General features: G+C 36.1%; 19 protein-coding genes. 17 read left to right on the forward strand and 2 right to left on the reverse strand.

All coding sequences use genetic code 11. The annotated features are described in order from the left end of the window. Positions 1 to 22: 22 nt before the first annotated feature. The 4 genes from J6L97_RS04225 to J6L97_RS04240 all read left to right on the forward strand — a co-directional run bounded on the left by J6L97_RS04225 (position 23) and on the right by J6L97_RS04240 (position 4,636). Positions 23 to 1,444, forward strand: a complete 1,422-nt coding sequence (locus J6L97_RS04225; protein ID WP_013086515.1) for a C69 family dipeptidase — start codon at positions 23 to 25, stop codon at positions 1,442 to 1,444. A gap of 65 nt (positions 1,445 to 1,509) precedes the next feature. Further along, complete coding sequence (locus tag J6L97_RS04230) at positions 1,510 to 1,917, forward strand: MarR family winged helix-turn-helix transcriptional regulator (RefSeq protein ID WP_057726614.1); 408 nt, start codon at positions 1,510 to 1,512, stop codon at positions 1,915 to 1,917. 131 nt (positions 1,918 to 2,048) lie between these two features. Next, complete coding sequence (locus J6L97_RS04235; protein WP_013086514.1) at positions 2,049 to 2,795, forward strand: ABC transporter ATP-binding protein; 747 nt, start codon at positions 2,049 to 2,051, stop codon at positions 2,793 to 2,795. Positions 2,796 to 2,809: 14 nt separating this feature from the next. Further along, positions 2,810 to 4,636: an FtsX-like permease family protein gene (locus J6L97_RS04240; protein ID WP_005719335.1), complete on the forward strand. Its 1,827-nt coding sequence runs from the start codon at positions 2,810 to 2,812 to the stop codon at positions 4,634 to 4,636. Positions 4,637 to 4,692: 56 nt separating this feature from the next. On the opposite strand, the gene J6L97_RS04245 is transcribed toward J6L97_RS04240, so the two are convergent. Continuing rightward, entirely contained in the window at positions 4,693 to 6,123 is a 1,431-nt protein-coding gene (locus J6L97_RS04245; protein ID WP_013086513.1) for an APC family permease, read from the reverse strand. Between the two features lie 172 nt (positions 6,124 to 6,295). On the opposite strand from J6L97_RS04245, the gene ylxM reads away from it, so the two are divergent. The 9 genes from ylxM to J6L97_RS04290 all read left to right on the forward strand — a co-directional run bounded on the left by ylxM (position 6,296) and on the right by J6L97_RS04290 (position 13,200). Continuing rightward, positions 6,296 to 6,637 carry a YlxM family DNA-binding protein gene (ylxM, locus tag J6L97_RS04250; RefSeq protein WP_005719331.1) on the forward strand — a complete coding sequence of 114 codons (342 nt, stop codon included), beginning with the start codon at positions 6,296 to 6,298 and terminating at the stop codon, positions 6,635 to 6,637. Between the two features lie 3 nt (positions 6,638 to 6,640). Further along, on the forward strand, positions 6,641 to 8,071 hold the full coding sequence (gene ffh / locus J6L97_RS04255) for a signal recognition particle protein (protein ID WP_057726613.1): 1,431 nt from the start codon (positions 6,641 to 6,643) through the stop codon (positions 8,069 to 8,071). Between the two features lie 87 nt (positions 8,072 to 8,158). Then, on the forward strand, positions 8,159 to 8,431 hold the full coding sequence (rpsP, locus tag J6L97_RS04260; RefSeq protein ID WP_054832829.1) for a 30S ribosomal protein S16: 273 nt from the start codon (positions 8,159 to 8,161) through the stop codon (positions 8,429 to 8,431). 66 nt (positions 8,432 to 8,497) lie between these two features. Beyond that, positions 8,498 to 9,013 (forward strand): ribosome maturation factor RimM, encoded by a 516-nt coding sequence (gene rimM, locus J6L97_RS04265; protein WP_057726612.1) that lies wholly within the window; start codon positions 8,498 to 8,500, stop codon positions 9,011 to 9,013. After that, positions 9,003 to 9,722 carry a tRNA (guanosine(37)-N1)-methyltransferase TrmD gene (gene trmD / locus J6L97_RS04270; protein WP_057726611.1) on the forward strand — a complete coding sequence of 240 codons (720 nt, stop codon included), beginning with the start codon at positions 9,003 to 9,005 and terminating at the stop codon, positions 9,720 to 9,722. The genes rimM and trmD overlap by 11 nt, the downstream gene beginning before the upstream one ends. A 113-nt stretch (positions 9,723 to 9,835) precedes the next feature. Next, a complete protein-coding gene (gene rplS, locus J6L97_RS04275; protein ID WP_005722007.1) occupies positions 9,836 to 10,183 on the forward strand; it encodes a 50S ribosomal protein L19 in 348 nt (115 codons plus the stop codon). A 111-nt stretch (positions 10,184 to 10,294) separates the two neighbouring features. Continuing rightward, positions 10,295 to 11,419, forward strand: coding sequence for an SLAP domain-containing protein (locus J6L97_RS04280; RefSeq protein ID WP_057726610.1), 1,125 nt, complete (start codon positions 10,295 to 10,297; stop codon positions 11,417 to 11,419). A gap of 349 nt (positions 11,420 to 11,768) precedes the next feature. Further along, a complete protein-coding gene (locus tag J6L97_RS04285) occupies positions 11,769 to 12,428 on the forward strand; it encodes a uracil-DNA glycosylase (protein WP_023488729.1) in 660 nt (219 codons plus the stop codon). Continuing rightward, positions 12,421 to 13,200 carry an SGNH/GDSL hydrolase family protein gene (locus J6L97_RS04290; protein WP_013086507.1) on the forward strand — a complete coding sequence of 260 codons (780 nt, stop codon included), beginning with the start codon at positions 12,421 to 12,423 and terminating at the stop codon, positions 13,198 to 13,200. Before J6L97_RS04285 ends, J6L97_RS04290 begins: the two co-directional genes overlap by 8 nt. Positions 13,201 to 13,238: 38 nt before the next feature. On the opposite strand, the gene lexA is transcribed toward J6L97_RS04290, so the two are convergent. Continuing rightward, a complete protein-coding gene (gene lexA, locus J6L97_RS04295; protein WP_005719307.1) occupies positions 13,239 to 13,865 on the reverse strand; it encodes a transcriptional repressor LexA in 627 nt (208 codons plus the stop codon). A 156-nt stretch (positions 13,866 to 14,021) separates the two neighbouring features. Here lexA and J6L97_RS04300 point away from each other — a divergent pair, with 156 nt between their 5' ends. The 4 genes from J6L97_RS04300 to J6L97_RS04315 all read left to right on the forward strand — a co-directional run bounded on the left by J6L97_RS04300 (position 14,022) and on the right by J6L97_RS04315 (position 18,215). Further along, positions 14,022 to 14,288: a DUF896 domain-containing protein gene (locus J6L97_RS04300; protein ID WP_013086506.1), complete on the forward strand. Its 267-nt coding sequence runs from the start codon at positions 14,022 to 14,024 to the stop codon at positions 14,286 to 14,288. A 69-nt stretch (positions 14,289 to 14,357) separates the two neighbouring features. Beyond that, positions 14,358 to 14,576, forward strand: coding sequence for a YneF family protein (locus J6L97_RS04305; protein ID WP_057726609.1), 219 nt, complete (start codon positions 14,358 to 14,360; stop codon positions 14,574 to 14,576). A gap of 80 nt (positions 14,577 to 14,656) precedes the next feature. Beyond that, entirely contained in the window at positions 14,657 to 16,423 is a 1,767-nt protein-coding gene (locus J6L97_RS04310; RefSeq protein ID WP_057726608.1) for an ABC transporter ATP-binding protein, read from the forward strand. Then, complete coding sequence (locus J6L97_RS04315) at positions 16,416 to 18,215, forward strand: ABC transporter ATP-binding protein (protein WP_057726607.1); 1,800 nt, start codon at positions 16,416 to 16,418, stop codon at positions 18,213 to 18,215. Before J6L97_RS04310 ends, J6L97_RS04315 begins: the two co-directional genes overlap by 8 nt. The last annotated feature ends 76 nt before the right edge of the window (positions 18,216 to 18,291 follow it).

The raw sequence follows: 18,291 nt of genomic DNA on the forward strand, positions 1-18,291 counted from the left end.
ATAGTTTTATAAGGAGAATTTTATGAAAGAATATAGTGCTTGTACTACTATCTTAGTTGGTAAAAATGCCTCGATTGATGGCACCACTATGATTGCTCGTAATGATGACACTTTTCGTCCAATTACCCCACAAAAGTTCATTATTGAGCCAGCTCGTCATGGTGAAAAGAAACATATTAAGTCATGGTTAAACAAGTTTGAAATGGACTTGCCAGAAGATGCGCAACGTGTACCAGCTGTTCCTAATGTTGATTACAAGCATCGTGGTTACTACGATGAAAGTGGAATTAACCAAGAAAACGTTGCAATGTCATGTACTGAATCAACTTATGGTAATGAGAGAACTTTAGCATTTGATCCACTTGTTAAAGATGGATTAGATGAAGACTGCATGCAGACTTCTGTTTTGCCATACATTCATTCAGCTCGTGATGGTGTGCAATATTTAGGTAAGTTAATTGCTAAGTACGGTTCACCAGCTGGTAACTCAGTTTTATTCAGTGATAAAGATGAAATTTGGTACATGGAAATTGTTACAGGTCACCACTGGGTAGCTGAGCGCATTCCAGATGATTGTTACGCTGCAACTGGTAATCGAGTTGCGATTGAACAAGTTGACTTTGATAATCCTGATTACTTCATGTGGAGTGAAGGTATTCAAGAATTTGTTGAAGAACACCATTTGAACCCAGATCATGAAGGCTGGAACTTCCGTCATATTTTTGGTACCTATACTGAACAAGATCGTCACTACAACACCAACCGTCAATGGTATATTCAAAAATTGTTCAATCCCGAAATTGAACAAGACCCACAAGATGGCGATATTCCATTTATTCGTAAGGCAGCTAAGAAGATCACTAAGGAAGATATTCAATTTGCTTTAGGTTCACACTACCAAGATACCCCGTATGATCCATTTGGTAAGGGTACGGATGAAGAAAAACATCGCTACCGTCCAATCGGTTTGAACCGTACGCAAAATGCTCATATTTTGCAAATTAGAAGTGATGTTCCAGCAGATCGTGCGGCTATTATGTGGTTATGTATTGGTGGTCCAACTTTCACTCCATTTGTACCATTCTTTGCTAATATGAATGATACTGATCCTTCATATAACAATACCTCAATGGATTACAATATGAATGATGCATGGTGGTATTACAAGTCATTTGCAGCTATCGTTGAAAGTCATTACCCACAATTTGTTCAGCTTGATACTACTTATTTAACTGAACTTAACCGCTACTTCAGAGGTCGAGTTGAAGAAATTATTGCTGGTGCAGAAGGTAAATCAGGTGATGAGTTAACTGAATATTTGACTAAGGAAAATCAAAAGACTGTTGCCCATACTCGTAAGGAAACTGAAAAGCTTTGGGGTCAAATGATGATTGAATCAATCAACATGTCCAAACTTACTTTCAATATGGATGAAAATCTTTAATAAATTCAAAACAGCTCGAAAAAGGGCTGTTTTTTATAATATGTGAAATGAAAGGAATATAGACAATGGCAGAAGGTATTATTGGCTCATTTTTTACTAAGATTAACAATGAAGTTGAAAAACAAATGAATGACGATTTAAAAAAATTTGGTATTAATGCTAATGAACTGGAAATGCTTATTGAATTAAATCATCATCAGCATGGCAAAACTTTTGAAAAGTTGGCGAAAGAATTGCATGTAACTAATGACAAGGTCAAATCTTTGACAAAAAAATTGGCTGCCAAAGATTTGATTAGGGTCGATGATGACACGGTTATTGAAACTGAAGCAGGGAAAGATTTGTGCAAGAAAGTTGAAAAGCACCGTGCAGAAACTGACCAAACTATTACAGGGATGCTCAGTAAAGATGAAACTCTTGGCTTGGTTAATGTACTGAAAAAGATGCTTAAGTCGAGTGAAGACAATAAGTAATGTAAAATAGTAGAACTCCAGAAGTTAATTACTTTTGGAGTTTTTTTATGCAAAAATTATTGACAAATCTTTAATATAATATTACTGTATTAAGTAAATAGAACAGTAATATTATTGGTGAAAGGATAAAAATGTCAGAAATTTTAAGAGTGGATCAAGTAACTAAGACTTATGGTAAAAAAGGTGAGAAGCAATACCAAGCTTTAAAAGGAATTAGCTTTGCCATTGAACAAGGTGAATTCGTTGGCATTATGGGTGCTTCTGGTTCAGGAAAGACAACTTTATTGAATATCTTGTCGACGTTAGATAAGCCAACTAGTGGACATGTTTTAGTCAATAAGCAAGACATTACTGCACTTAAGAACAATCAAATGGCAGATTTTCGCGGAAAAGAAATTGGCTTTATTTTTCAAGATTTCAACTTGCTAGATAATTTGACTAATCGCGAGAATATAGCCTTGCCATTATCGCTTCAAGGAGTGAAGGCAAAGGAGATTGACGGAAAAGCAATGGCGATTGCCAAAAGATTGGGGATAGAATCTATCTTGGACAAATACCCAGCTGAAATTTCTGGTGGTCAAAAACAGCGTGTTGCTTCAGCTCGAGCATTGGTCCATAATCCGGCAATTTTATATGGTGATGAACCTACAGGAGCTTTAGATTCACAATCAGCTACGGAATTATTGAAAACAATGGCAGACTTGAATAAGAATGATCAAGTTTCGATTCTGATGGTAACGCATGATCCTTATTCAGCTTCTTACGCTCAAAGAATTTTGTTCATCAAAGATGGAAAAATCGGCAAAGAAATTAAAAAAGAAAATAAGACCAGAGAAGAATTTTATCAAGATATTATTGCTGAATTAGGTAGACGTTAGAGGGAGGTATAGACGTGCTTTGGAAATTATCACTAACAGGGCTAAAAAGTCGCTTTAAAGATTATGCTGTTTTGTTTTCGGGGCTAACTCTAGCTGCTGCAATCTTTTATATGTTTATGACCATTGCAATTAATCCAGCTTTTCTTAAGGGTTCAATGGCCATTGCCTTTTCAATTACCCAGATGGTCTTTATTTTTGGGATAGCGCTATTAGCTATTATTACCCTAGTCTATATTGTTTACGCAAATAGTTTTTTGCTTAGTATGCGTAAAAAAGATTATGGTACTTATATGATCCTAGGAGCGAGAAATAGTAAAATTGGCCGTTTAATTTTTACAGAGACGGTTGTTATTGGTTTACTCGCTACTGCATTAGGAATTTTAATTGGTATCGGCTTGACTCAAGTTGTTTCTCAGTTATTAATCTCTCAACTGGGTTTGCAGCTGCATAAATTCTTAGGCTTTTATTTACCGGCTATTTTATGGACAGTTGTTTTCTTTGTAGTTTTATTCTTCTTGGCTGCAATTTGGAATCGGCACAAATTGGTAAGTACTAGTGTAATCAAGCTTTTGCATGAGGATCAAAAACCAGTTAAGTTACGTAATAACCGAATCTGGAAAGCAACTGAAGTAATTCTAGGCCTTGCCCTTCTAGCCATTGGCTACTGGGCAATGTGGGATTACCATCAGTTGCAAATTAAATCGGTTGAAATTGGTTTTGTCACTATTTTGGCTGGTTCATATTTTGTATTTGATTCTGTATTTACTACAGTTATCAATGCTTTACGGAAAAATAAAAAGTTTAAATACAGTAAACTGCATTCTTTTACCTTAGGTCAGCTAAAATTTAGGTTAGGTGATTACAATAGAGTTTTAACTGTTATTTCCTTGCTTTTTGCTCTAGCATTAGGTGCGATCACTGTTGGATTAAACTTTAATAATATGACAGAGACTGCTCTTCAGGCAACATATTATGATGCTGTGTTGTATAAAAGGGATGCTAAAGTTAATCAACAACTTAAAAAAGTTGCCGTTAGAAAACAAACGACTTTGAATTATAAGGTCAATGGGAAAAAGAAGTTTCCTGTTCTATATGTTACTGACCAAGAAATTGCTAAGAAAAAAATCAAATTCCAATCTGGTCGAAAGAACGGCGACCAAATGAATTGGAAGACAAAGACGATTACAGTTGCAGGTGTAAAGAATAAAAAACAAGAGATGAATTTCCAACTTGCTAGTTTAACACCTTATTCTGATTATGAGGTTAAAGTTGTAACTCCAGCTGAATATGTGAAGATTCCTGGAAAAAACAAACAAGTAACCTTGCTATTAATCAATAACTTTAGAAGTAATTTTAATAATATTGAAAAATTGCAAAAGATGTCACTTGACCAGACAGTTACTAAGGATGCACAAGGAGTTTATGTTTCTCTGAATAATTCTAAATCTGCTCAATATCGCTTAGTAGCAAGCGTTGCGTCAGGTTTTGAATTTATGGGCTTCTTCTTAGGCTTAGCTTTCTTAGCTATGTTAGCTTCAACCTTAATGTTTAAAGTGCTATCAGGAGCAAACAGTGATCGTCCTCGATATGAAATGTTGTGGAAGGTCGGATCAAGACGTAAGTTATTAAAGAGCTCGATTAAAGCGGAGATTGGTACCTTGTTCGCTTTACCGGCTGTCTTGGGTGTGATTGATGTATTATTTGGACTACAATTTTTCAAAGGGATTTTAGCTAATCCATACGATAAAATTTGGATTCCATTTACGATCTTTTTAGTATTGTATTTGCTTTATTACTTAATTACAGTAAAACTCTATGAAGGAATTGTATTGAAAAAATAATGGTACGAAAAAAGATCTGCAAAATGCAGATCTTTTTAACTGTATTTAGATTAATTTTATTTATTTTGCTTATTTAAAATTGAATGACGAACACCATAGCTAAAGTAAATGATTAAGCCTAAAATAAACCAAATACCAGCATAAAGTTTAGCTTGGTAGTCAAGCCCTAAGAAGACAATTAAAGCAGCCATGAAACCTAAAGCAGGTAAAACTGGATAAAATGGCATCTTGAATGAAGGATCATCAATGTCTTTTCCTTCACGTGGACGCAACTTATAAATACCTAAAGAAACAAACATAAAAGCAATTAAAGTACCAGCTGAAACCAATTGTGACAACATGGAGAAGGGGAAAAATGCTCCAAGTAAAATTGCTACGATTGTTAATGTCCATAAAGCATTATTAGGTCGACGATCTGCATTCAACTTGCCCAGCCATTTAGGAAGCATCCCGTCACGGCCAAATGAATAGATCAATCTTGAACCGGCCATACTCATCCCAATCAAAGCAGTGAACATCCCTAAAACAGCAATGGTTTGGACAATGATGGCAACAATTGGATGACCAGCAAACCGTAAGGCTAAACCCACTGGTTCAGCGGAATTAGCATACTTCTGATAAGGCATAATTCCAATTAAAACTAAACTAACTCCGACAAATAAAGTAACAGCAATAGCGAGTGAGCCTAAAATGCCGCGAGGCATAGTTTTTTGTGGATTAATTGCCTCAGCTGAGTTAGCGGCGATTGAATCAAAGCCAATGTAAGATAAGAAAATCATTGAAACACCAGCATAGATTCCTTGCCAGCCACCGAATGGACCGTTAGCAGTCATCTTGTATTTCGGTATAAATGGGGTGAAGTTAACTTTTTTAATTGCAAAAACGCCAACGGCAATAAAGAGTAGAATGGCTAACACCTTTAATACAACTAAGGCATTTTCAACGCGAGCTGCCCTTGAAACACCATGACCAATTAATAAGGCAACTAACAAGATTGAAACTAAAGAAATGATATCAATAATACCACCGTTATTGCCAAAGGCGTTAGATAATGACGCGGGTAGTTTCCAACCTAATGGTGCGATTAGAGCTCTAAAGTTAGCAGAAAGCCCCGAACCGACGAAAGCCAAAGCAATGAAATATTCTGCTAGAAGGGCCCATCCTGCTACCCAACCCCAGAATTCTCCTAAAACTACGTTGATCCATGAATAAGCTGATCCTGCAAATGGCATTGCAGCAGCCATTTCTGCATAGGCAAAAGCCACTAAACCAGCAGCGATTGCTGCTAAAATAAAGGAAATCGCTACTGCAGGGCCGGTATGCTTAGCTGCAACTTCACCAGGTAGAGTGAAAATTGAAGCGGAGACGATTGTTCCAACACCTAGAGCTAAGAAGTCCTTTACTTTTAATGAGCGAACCAGGTGTCCATCTTTATTTTCATAGACGCGTGGATCTTCTTTACTGTTCATTCTCTGCCAAAGATTCACAACGCAACTCCTCCTTATGTTAAAATATATCCATCTAATTATAATTAAAAATACGTTAAAAAATCAATTACTACATATTTGAAATTCCACTTTTTTTAGAAATTGTTATCTAAGATAGGTTAATCTAGCACTAGCTTATGACCTTTGTTATACTAAAGACTGGTGAAAATCAATGGATGAACTAACTAAAAACGAGGAGCTAGGCGATTTATATGCCTACTATGGCTCTTTATTAACCCAGGGGCAACAATCTTATTTTGAAGACTATTACTACAATGATTTGTCTCTAGGCGAAATCGCTGCTAATCATCAAGTATCTCGTCAGGCTGTCTATGATAATCTCAAGCGCTCAAGTAAAATTCTTCAGAACTATGAAGAGAAATTGCATATGAAGCGCGACAACAATCAGGTTGAAGATGTTTTGGCAGATACGCTTTTATCTTTAGATAATGGTGATAGTGAAGCTGCTAAAAAAGAAATAACCAATTTATTAAATCAATTGAGGGGAGAATAGCCCATGGCTTTTGAAAATTTAAGTGAAAGAATTCAAAAAGCATTAAAAAATTTAACTGGCAAAGGTAAGGTCTCAGAAGAAGATATTAATAAGGCTAGTCGTGAAATTCGACTTGCTTTGTTAGAAGCCGACGTTAACTTTAAGGTCGTTAAGGACTTTATTAAAACCATTAAGAAAGAAGCCCTTGGCAAGGAAGTTCAGGAAAGTTTAAACCCAGGTCAACAAGTAATTAAGATCGTTAATGAACAGTTAACGAAGATGATGGGTGAAGAAGCAGTTCCTTTAAACAAGTCTAAGCATATTCCAACTATCATTATGATGGCTGGTTTGCAGGGTACTGGTAAGACTACGACTGTGGGTAAATTAGCCTATCATTTGCAAAAGACCGAAAAGGCCCGTCCGCTGTTGATAGCTGGCGATATTTATCGTCCGGCTGCTGTTGATCAATTGAAACAAATTGGTGATCAGTTAAAAGTTCCAGTATATAGTGAAGACGGAGAAAAAGACGTAGCTAAAATTGTTCAAGATGGACTTGCAGAGGCTGAAAAGAACAAGAATGACTATGTTTTGATCGATACAGCTGGTCGTTTAGAAATCGATGAACCTTTAATGGAAGAATTAGAGCGGGTAAAGAAAGTAGCCCATCCTGATAACATTCTTTTAGTCGTTGATGCCATGACTGGTCAGGCGGCAACAGATGTAGCCAAAGGCTTTGACGAACGCCTTGATGTTACGGGCGTGATTTTGACTAAGTTAGATGGTGATACTCGTGGTGGTGCAGCTCTTTCAATTCGTGCGGTAACTGGTAAGCCGATCTTATTTACTGGTCAAGGTGAAAAATTAAGCGATTTAGATGTTTTCCATCCAGATAGAATGGCATCCAGAATTTTAGGTATGGGTGACATGCTTTCCTTAATTGAAAAAGCCCAACAAGATTATGATGCTAAGGAAGCTGAAAAAGTCGCTGAAAAGATGCGGGAAAATACTTTTGACTTCAATGATTTTGTTGATCAATTGCAACAAGTTCAAAAAATGGGGCCTCTTGACCAAATCATGAAGATGATTCCGGGACTAGCTAATAATCCGCAATTAAAGAATCTAAATGTTGATCAAAAGCAAATTGATCATACTGAAGCAATTGTTTATTCAATGACTCCTGAGGAACGAGAAAATCCTGATATGCTTAATCCAAGCCGTCGCCGAAGAATAGCTGCTGGTTCAGGTCGTCCTGTAGTTGAAGTCAATAGGATGATTAAGCAGTTTAAGCAAATGCGCGACATGATGAGTAAAATGTCTAAAGGAAATATGAAGGGCTTGAGCAATTTGCCTGGAATGGATTCGCCAATGGCTAAGATGGCAATGCGCCGAATGAATAAGAATTTCAAGAAAAATAAGAAGAAGCGTTTACGCAAGGTAAAAAGATTCCATTCTTAAAAAATAAACTGTTAAGGAAAAATACTTTACACCTGTTAAGTTTGGTGGTATATTATTAATCGTTAAGTTTTAGGAGGAAATTAATTTATGTCAGTTAAAATTCGTATGCACCGTGCTGGTGCCAAGAGAAAGCCATTTTACAGAATCGTTGTTGCAGACTCACGTATGCCACGTGATGGTCGCTTCATCGAACAAGTTGGTTACTACAACCCAGTTTCACAACCAAAGGAATTGAAGCTTGACGAAGACAAGGTCTTTGAATGGTTACAAAAAGGTGCACAACCTTCAGACACTGTTAGATCACTTCTTTCAGGTGCTGGCTTGATGGCTAAGTTGCACGATGCAAAATACAACAAGTAATTTTGCTATTAATTAAGAGCTTGATGCCGTGTGCTTCAAGCTTTTTTTATACCTAAAGGAGAAAAAATGGAATATTACGATGTTGCTCGGATTTTAACTACGCACGGTTTGAATGGTGAAGTTAAAGTTAGTGTAATTACTGATTTCCCTGAAGATCGTTTTGCTATAGGGATGCATTTGGCAATCAAAGGTGAAACTTCTCAAGTTTTAACTGTGGCTAAGAGTAGACCTTTTAAGCAATTTTGGTTAATTCAATTTGCAGAGATTACTGATATTGATCAGGCTGAAAAATTAAAAGGAAAAATACTAGTTGTTAGTGAAGCCGACCGCGGTGAACTACCTGAAGGCGTTTATTACTATAAGGACATCTTTGACTGTGATGTCATTGATGAAGAATCCGGTAAGCGCTTGGGTAAAATCACTGATATTGAATCGCCTGGTGCTAATGATATTTGGCTAGTCCATGAAGATAATGGTAAAGAGTATTGGATTCCTAATATTGCATCGGTGGTTAAAAAAGTAGATGTAGCTAATAAAAAAGTCTATGTTGAGTTATTGGAGGGCTTACGCGATGAAGATTAATGTATTGACACTTTTTCCTGATATGTTTGCTCCTTTGCAAGTTTCAATGTTGGGACGTGGGCTTGAAGATAAAAAATGGGAGCTTAATTTAGTTAATTTTCGTAATTTCACTACCGATGTACATCATCATGTTGATGATACGCCCTATGGTGGTGGCGCTGGGATGGTTTTGCAAATTATGCCGATTAAAAAAGCACTTGACTCGTTACCATCCACAGGTAAGGTAATTATTACTGCACCACAAGGTAAAACTTTTAATGAAAAAATGGCGCAAAGCTGGGCCAAAGAAGATGAATTAACCTTTATTTGCGGACATTACGAGGGCTTTGATCAGCGGGTTTATGACTTGGCTGACGAAACTGTTTCAATCGGTGATTATGTTTTAACTGGTGGTGAATTGCCAACAATGAGTATGATTGATGCTACAGTAAGACTTTTACCTGGTATTTTGGGCAATGCAGCTAGTCCAGTTGAAGAAAGCTTTTCACATGGGTTGTTAGAATATCCGCAATATACGCGTCCAGCAGATTTTGAAGGGCAAAAGGTGCCAGAGATATTGACTAGTGGCAATCATCAAAAAATTGCACAATGGCGGCATAAAGAGGCTCTTAGAACAACATATTTGCATCGACCTGATTTGCTCAAAGAACGAGTTTTAACAACTGAAGAAAAGAAAATGTTGGCAGATATTAAAGCAGAGCTTGATTAAGCAAGCTCTACTTGATATACTATTCATCGTGGCGTGACCACAATGAATAAGTTTAGGGGTGTTCCGCTGGCGTTGGTACGTTGATGAATGCCGAAGAAGGAGAAAAGTATATTATGGATCCATTAATTCAAGAATTAACTAAAGAACAACTTCGTGACGATATTCCTGCATTCCGTGCAGGTGACACTGTTACTGTTCATGTACGTGTTGTTGAAGGTACTCACGAACGTATTCAGTTGTTCGAAGGCGTTGTAATCAAGAAGAAGGGTACTGGCATCGGTGCTACTTACACAGTTCGTAAGATTGCTTCAGGTGTTGGTGTTGAAAGAACCTTCCCAGTTAACGATCCACGTGTTGCTAAGGTTGAAGTTAAGCGTCATGGTCGTGTACGTCGTGCTAAGCTTTACTACTTACGTGAACGTCACGGCAAGTCAGCAAGAATTGCTGAAGCACGTCGTTAATCATAACGTCAATCATAAAAAGGTCAGTTCCAGTGGAACTGGCTTTTTTTCTACCCAAAAGTTGTATATAAAATGCTATGATGGAGTTATGGAATGAATGAGGTGAAATAAATGAAGTTCAATTGCAAATTTGTACTTGTGGCAGCAACCGTATTGACAGTAGCACCTATATTATCTTTTCCCAATATCACGACTACGGTACAAGCAACGACGAAGAAAGCCCAAGCAGCTAAGAATACAATCCAGGTAAATAAAGCATCAATAATTTATGATCGTGCAGGTAATTATAATTCGAAATATCATCAAAATATCAAAGCTGGTACTCGTTTAAAATATAGTGGCAAGACTTATATTATTCAGCAGCGCTTTGCAGCTGGGATTCCTGTGCCAACTAGTCGAATTATTGGTGGTAAGCTTTACTATTCGATTGGTAAAGGAGGCTATGTTAAAGAAAGCGATGTGTTAACCTGGCTTGGTAACACAAATACGGTCAAGTTACATTTTCGGCACAAGAAAAATTATATTTATGATAAAAATGGTAAAAAATTAGTTAGCTATAATGGTGGCAAGAATTATTTTACTAGTAAACAAAAACCAAAAATTGAGGTACCATACTATAATTCGCCTAAGCAATTATTTAATATTGGTAAGGGCGGTTATATTGATGCCAGCCAAGTAACTACTTTGAATGGCAAGGGAACCGTGTTTTTAAATAATAATGCACCTATTTATGATGCAACAGGCAAGCAAGTCAAGAATAAAAATCTAAAACAAGGAATGGTTTTAAACTATTATGGTAAACCTAAGAAAGCGGCTGCTAATACTCAATTTTATTATTATCAAAATAAAACTAAGATGACTTTACCTGCAATTCAACAAGGTGATCATACTTATTTTCAGATTAGTAAAACACAATATATCAATGCGGCAGACGTTGCTTTAGTAGATGGTAAGACGTTGTGGGATAAAGGACCTGTGAGTGTGTCTTTAATAAATGATGCATATGCGTATACTGCCAAATTTAAGCAAAATAAAAAGGTGCTTTATCGTGCTGGTGCTAAACTAACGGTTGATAGAACCAAAATAGAAGGTAAAAAATCACCTCAACTTTATTTACATGTTAAAGGTACCAAAAACTATCTTTATTGGGGTAATGAAAAAGACTATGGCGCATCACCATTAGATTATCGTCACGGTTCAACTAATTTAATATTGCAGACATTGTTTCATAATTAGTCTGTGTGTAATACTTTTAAACTGATATCATAAAGGACTATTATCTTAATAGAAGGTGATAGCCTTTTATTTTAAAAAGATCACAATGATAAAATGGCTGTATAGTAGTAATGATGAAAAAAGATTGTGAAAAAATTCAGCTGTGAAACGGTTGTGAAACTAAGATAAAAATCACAAAGCTGGCAGATATCTATTACTAATCTTGATATAAAGGCATTTGTTATTGTGAAGCTATTTTTGTAAAAAATAATATTAAATGTGGAATTAGCGTTAGAACCAATAGTTATCCACATTTGTAAATGTCCCCAGTAAAGTCGAGTAAAACAAAAATTTAAAAGAAGATGGAAAAATGGATTATCCGAAAAAACTGATTGACGAAGTGAAAGAACGATCTAAAGGCATGCAGCTAGAAGGAATTAATTCTGGCTCGGGTCCCCAACATCCTTTATTAATGATTGTCGGTGAGGCTCCTGGTCGAAATGAAATTGTTAATAATATTCCCTTTAGCGGGGATGCGGGTAAGGAATTGGATAAATCATTGAAGCAGATTGGTCTGACACGTGATCAGGTATATATTACATCTGCTGTGAGAAGTCGACCTTTTGCAATCAAAAAGGTTTTTAGCAAGCGTGAAAATAAAGAAGTAATCAAATATCCCAATCGTAAGCCAACCAAAAAAGAGATTCTAGCTCATGCGCCTTTCTTAGATTTTGAAATTGACTATGCTCAACCAAAACTAATTGTTGCCTTGGGTAATACGGGATTAGAACGTCTTTTGGGGTCTGGTCATAAGATTTCAGCTGAACATGGTCAAGTAATTAAAAATACACCAATTTTACGTTTAAATGAAACTAAAGACGGCTATATTTGGTCAAAAGAAAGATACACTATTTTCCCAGAATATCATCCTGCCGCTGTTTTTTATAATCGCAAGCTAACAGATGATATTATTAAAGATTGGGATAAAATCAAGCCGTATGTAGAAAAGGAAAAATCTGAAAATGAGTAATGAAACTTTTTTGATTCCAATTAGACAAAATAATGATTTATCGGATATCGCTTTAAATGAATTACGCATGGATCTAGATGAGCATGCTTTACATCAACGTTATTACACTGATATTGCTTATTTAGCAGGAAATAGTCGTAAGTATAGTCTAAATAGTGTACAAACCGTTGCGAGCCCTTTGATAGGTAAGAAAATTTTATTTTTGGGTTCTTCCGTTACTTTTGGTTTTGGCGCTTTGGGTGAAAGCTTTGTTGATTATCTTTGGAAGCGTGATGGCGTTGCTGCAATTAAAGATGCAGAAAATGGTACGACCTTAGTTGATGAAGATACTTATAAGCCAAACGATTCTTATGTTGCTCGTTTTAGAGAAGAGTTGACCGAATCACAACCTGATGTTTTTGTCTTACAACTTTCAACTAATGATGCAAATCAAAATAAAAAACTAGGCAAAATTACTAATCAAAACTTTGACACCAAAACCATTACGGGAGCTTTGGAATATATGATTTCAACGGCTCAAGCAAGGTGGAAATGTCCAATTTTAATTTATACTAATCCTTATTTTGCTAATCCGTTATACAAACAGATGGTTGAACGAGTACACGAACTGGCTCAAAAGTGTCGCGTTGAGATTCTAGATTTATACGATCATCCTGATTTTCAGCATCAAGACGCTTTGTATATGGCTGATGAAATTCATCCAACTCGTGCGGGTTATCTAAAGAAATGGTTACCATTATTTGAAGAAAAAATAACTGAAATTTTGGCATAAAGAAAGACCTAGATAAATTATCTAGGTCAAAATTGAAATTAGTCAATGTTATTACGATACAAGCTAACTACCTTACCCAAAATTGTAACTTTAGGTAAAATGATTGGAGCCATTGTATCATTTTCTGGCTGTAATCGGTAGTGATCCTTTTCTTTGTAGAAACGCTTAACTGTAGCTTCATTTTCTTCAGTCATTGCCACCACGATTTCACCATTGTTGGCAGATGATTGTTTGCGTACGATTACGCTATCACCGTTTAAAATGCCAGCGTTAATCATACTTTCACCGTGGACTTTGAGCATAAAGAGTTCACCAGCATCACTTTTTAAGTCTGGTGGGAGTGGAAAGTAGTCATCAATATCTTCAACTGCCAGAATTGGTTGTCCTGCAGTAACCACACCGATAACTGGAATTTCCTTTGGCTTGATACCTAACTCTTTTTTACCCTCACGGGTAATTTCCAAAGCACGAGGTTTTGTAGCGTCTTTTACTAGCCAGCCCTTTCTTTCAAGGCGAGCTAAATGACCATGGACAGTGGAAGTAGAAGAAAGACCAACTGCAGAACAGATTTCTCTAACTGTAGGTGGAATGCTCCGTTTCTCAACTGTATCGTAAATATATTGCAAAATTTCTAGTTGCTTTTTATCGCTTGTTTTTCTTGGCATTTTTAATTCTCCGTTTGTATTTATGGTACTTAATATTATAACCTAATTCTACCAGATAATGTCAATATTCTCAAACAGGCGTTCTTAAGAAGTTATACTTTTTTTATGATAAAAAATAAGGTAGACTAATGATTGTTAATGTGAGGTGGAACTATTATGGATAATAAAGATGCAATGAGTAAAGAAGAAGAAAAAAAGGTAACAGATCGAATTAATGAACTTTACCATAAGAAAGAAAAAGAAGGATTAACTCCTGAAGAAGAAGCAGAAAGAAAAGAACTGCATAAGAAGTTTTTAGCTAACTTTAGAGCAGCTTTTAAACAAGATGTTGAAAACATGGTTATCTTGGATAAGAATGGTAAAGAAGTTACTTCAGAACGAGCTAAACGTGCTCAAAGAAAAAAAGGACTTAGAAAAGATTAACTAGCTCTTTTAATAAGTTAGAGGATTATGATAAAATATAAATGTTAGTTAGATGGAGGATTTAATAAGATGAATTTAGGTTTAGCAATTTTTTTGATCATTGTTGCGCTCTTGGTTGGTGCAACAGCGGGTTTCTATGGTGCAAGAGCATACATGAAGAAGTACTTTAAGGAAAATCCTCCTATTAGTGAAGATATGATCGTTGCTATGATGTCTCAAATGGGACAAAAGCCTTCAAATAAGAAGGTACATCAAGTAATGAACATGATGAAACACCAACAAAGGTAATTAATTTAGATTATTTTTGGAAAGAGGCGAAGGATTTTCTTTGTCTCTTTTTTTGTGCAATTTTTAAAATGAGGTGAAATATGGGAATATTTAGCAAACTAGGTTGGTTTTTTAAGGCTGAAAAAAAGCGCTACATTATTGGGATTACTTTCTTAGCGCTGACTTCCTTAGCCAATTTAGTACCACCGCGCGTATTAGGTTTGATGGCTGATCAACTTGATCAAGGACATATTTCCTGGGGCCAATACGGAATGCTGATCATTGCCGTTTTAGCCGCAGCGCTCACTCTTTATATTTTGCGCTATTTCTGGCGTAAGCAAATCTGGGGCGGAGCGGCAGAATTGGAACGGCAGATGCGGTCAAAGTTATTCGATCATTTTATGATTATGGACCGAACTTTTTATCAGCGCCATCGAACGGGTGATTTAATGGCACATGCCACTAATGATGTTTCCGCTATTCAGAATGTAGCTGGAGACGGTGTTTTAACTTTAGTTGATTCTTTAGTTATGGGGCTGTCAACAATGATCGCAATGATTATTTTTGTTGATTGGCGTTTAACAATTGTCGCTTTATTACCGTTGCCATTTTTGGCTTTGGGAGCTTGGAAGCTAGGCGATCATCTACATGATGCTTTTGATAAATCACAAGCTGCGTTTTCAAAGTTGAATAATAAGACACAAGAATCCGTTTCGGGTATTAAAGTGCTTAAAACTTTTGGTCAGGGTAAAGAAGATACTGCAGCCTTTGATCGAATGATTGATGAAACAATCAATGTTAATAAAAAAGTTTTTGTTTGGGATTCATTATTTGATCCTTTAGGTACCATAGTCATTGGTGCTACATATGTAATTACCATTATTTATGGCGGCTTATTGGTAATTAATCGAATTTTATCGATTGGTCAATTAGTTTCGTTTATTGCTTATATTTCTAATATGGTTTGGCCAATGTTTGCAATAGGGTATTTATTTAATATCCTAGAGCGTGGTAGTGCTAGCTATGATCGAGTAGAAAAATTGCTTAATGAAAAGCCATTAATTACTGATGCTCATGCAGATCAGAGTATTACAGTTAAAGATTTGCAAGGTGATTTAAAATATAATATTAAATCATTTGCCTATCCTGATGAACCAGAGATTCCAGTTTTAAAGCAAGTCAATTTCACTTTAAAACCTGGGCAAACTTTAGGGTTAGTTGGTCGAGTTGGTGCGGGTAAAACCACAATTATTCAACTGCTTTTGCGAGAATTTGATCAGTATGATGGTCAAATTACTCTGAATGGCAAAGATATTAGAAATATTCCACTAAAGGTATTACTCAGTCAGATCTCCTACGTTCCTCAAAATAATTTCTTGTTTTCAACTAGTATCGGCAAAAATATTGCTTTCTCTTCTGAAAATGTAGATAAGGATGATATTGCAGCTGCAGCCAAGAAGAGTGATTTGCATGATGATGTTTTGCAAATGCCTAAAGGCTATGAAACTTTAGTTGGTGAAAATGGCTTATCTCTTTCTGGTGGTCAAAGACAGAGAATGTCAATTGCTCGGGCATTGCTAAAAGATAGTCAGATTTTGATTTTAGATGATGCATTGTCAGCAGTTGATGCAAAGACCGAAACTGAGATTTTGTCATCATTAAGAAAAGAGCGAGCAGATAAGACTACGATGATTGCAGCTCACCGCTTAACTTCTGTCATGGATGCGGATCTGATTTTAGTTTTAAAAGATGGGCGAATCGTTGAACGAGGCAATCACCAACAACTTTTAGACGAAGATGGTTGGTATGCAGAAATGTGGCGTAGACAAGAGTTACAAGCAAAGGTGGGTGAAGATGTAGATGAATAACGAAGAACAACATGAATCCGTCTGGTCGAAGACAATTCCGTTTAAAGAACAAGTTGACATTTTTAAACGACTAATGGGCTTTGTGAAGCAATTTAAATTTGAAATGATCATTGCTTTAGTTGGAGCTTTCGTTGTCAGCATAATTAATATTCTTTTACCAAGGGGGTTGCAATATTTCTTAGATCATTTCTTGTTACACCAAAATACAACGGTGCAAGTGATTCTTTTTGCAGGATTATTGTATGCTTTAGGCTCTATTTTAAAGGCAATTATCCAGTTTACTTATCAATATTTCTTTGCCTTAGGCTCAGAGAAAACATTAGAAAGTGTCAGAAGAGCGCTTTACCGTAAGTTACATAAATTAGGGATGCGTTATTTTGACCAAACTCCAGCTGGTTCAATTGTTTCAAGAGTTACTAATGATACAATGACTTTGAGCAATTTTTTGACTGTTCTATCAACTTTTGTAATTGGTGTTTTCTCTGTAGTAACAGCATTAGTAGCGATGTTTACTACTAATGTAGTTGCTGGCTGGTTAATTTTGCTTTTTATGCCAATTCTGTTATTTGTTATTTGGCTTTACTCTCAAAGAAGTTCGCGACTTTATCGTAATTATCGTGAACGCCTTAGTCGAATTAACGCTAATTTGAACGAATCAATTGAAGGAGTCTCTGTTATTCAAGAGTTTAATCAGGAAAAACGGATGACCCACAATTTTGAAGGCGAAAATGGTGGGTTAATGAATACTCGTTTTAATATGATTCGGGTTAATTCACTATTATTGTCGCCTTTAACCTCATTGCTTTATTCATTAGCCTTGGCTGTTTCATTGATGTATTTTGGTTTTCCATTACGTGAGACTTTTGTACCAGCCGGTGTGGTATATGCTTTTTCACAATATATTTCACAGCTGTTTAACCCGATTTCAACTATGATGGACCAAATGACTTTCTTCCAAGATGGGATTGTTGCTGGTAAAAGAATTTTTTATATTTTGGATGATACGCAATATGAACCTAAACAAGATGCACAAGCCGGCTTAACAATTAGCAAAGGGAAGATTGAATTTAAGCATGTGAGTTTTTCATATGATGGCAAGCATGAAATTTTGCATGATATTTCTTTTGTGGTTAACCCAGGCGAAACATTAGGAATTGTTGGACATACTGGTTCAGGAAAAAGCTCAATTATTAATGTGATGATGCGCTTTTATGAATTTGGTCAAGGTGAAGTTTTAATCGATGATGTTGATATTCGTAAATATCCTAAAGAGGAGTTACGCAAAAAACTTGGATTAGTTTTGCAAGAGCCATTTATGTTTTATGGCGATATCGCTTCTAATATTCGTTTATATAATAAGCAGATTACTGATGCTCAAATTAAGGCTGCGGCTAAAGCAGTTCAAGCTGATCAATTTATTGAAAAAATGCCAGGTAAATACTATGCAAAGGTAATTGAAGGTGGAGAGGAATTTAGTCAAGGGCAACGGCAACTAATTTCTTTTGCCAGAACTTTAGTCACAGACCCTAAAGTTTTAGTATTAGATGAAGCAACTGCTAATGTTGATACCGAAACTGAAACTTTAATTCAGCAAGGTCTAAAACGGTTACGTAAAGGACGGACCACTCTAGCAATTGCCCACCGGCTTTCAACTATTGCCGATGCTGATCAAATCATTGTTTTGGATAAAGGACGAATTATTGAGCGCGGTACTCATGAAGAATTATTAGCGCAAAAAGGCTATTACTATAACTTGTATACTTTGCAAAATAATGAAAATAAGGATAATTAATTTTGAGGACGTTTGTTTAGTAACGACGTCCTTTTTGCTATAATAATGAAAAAGTATTAAATAATTATGAATATTT

It is taken from the genome of Lactobacillus crispatus, from assembly GCF_018987235.1.
In the GTDB taxonomy this organism is placed as follows: domain Bacteria; phylum Bacillota; class Bacilli; order Lactobacillales; family Lactobacillaceae; genus Lactobacillus; species Lactobacillus crispatus.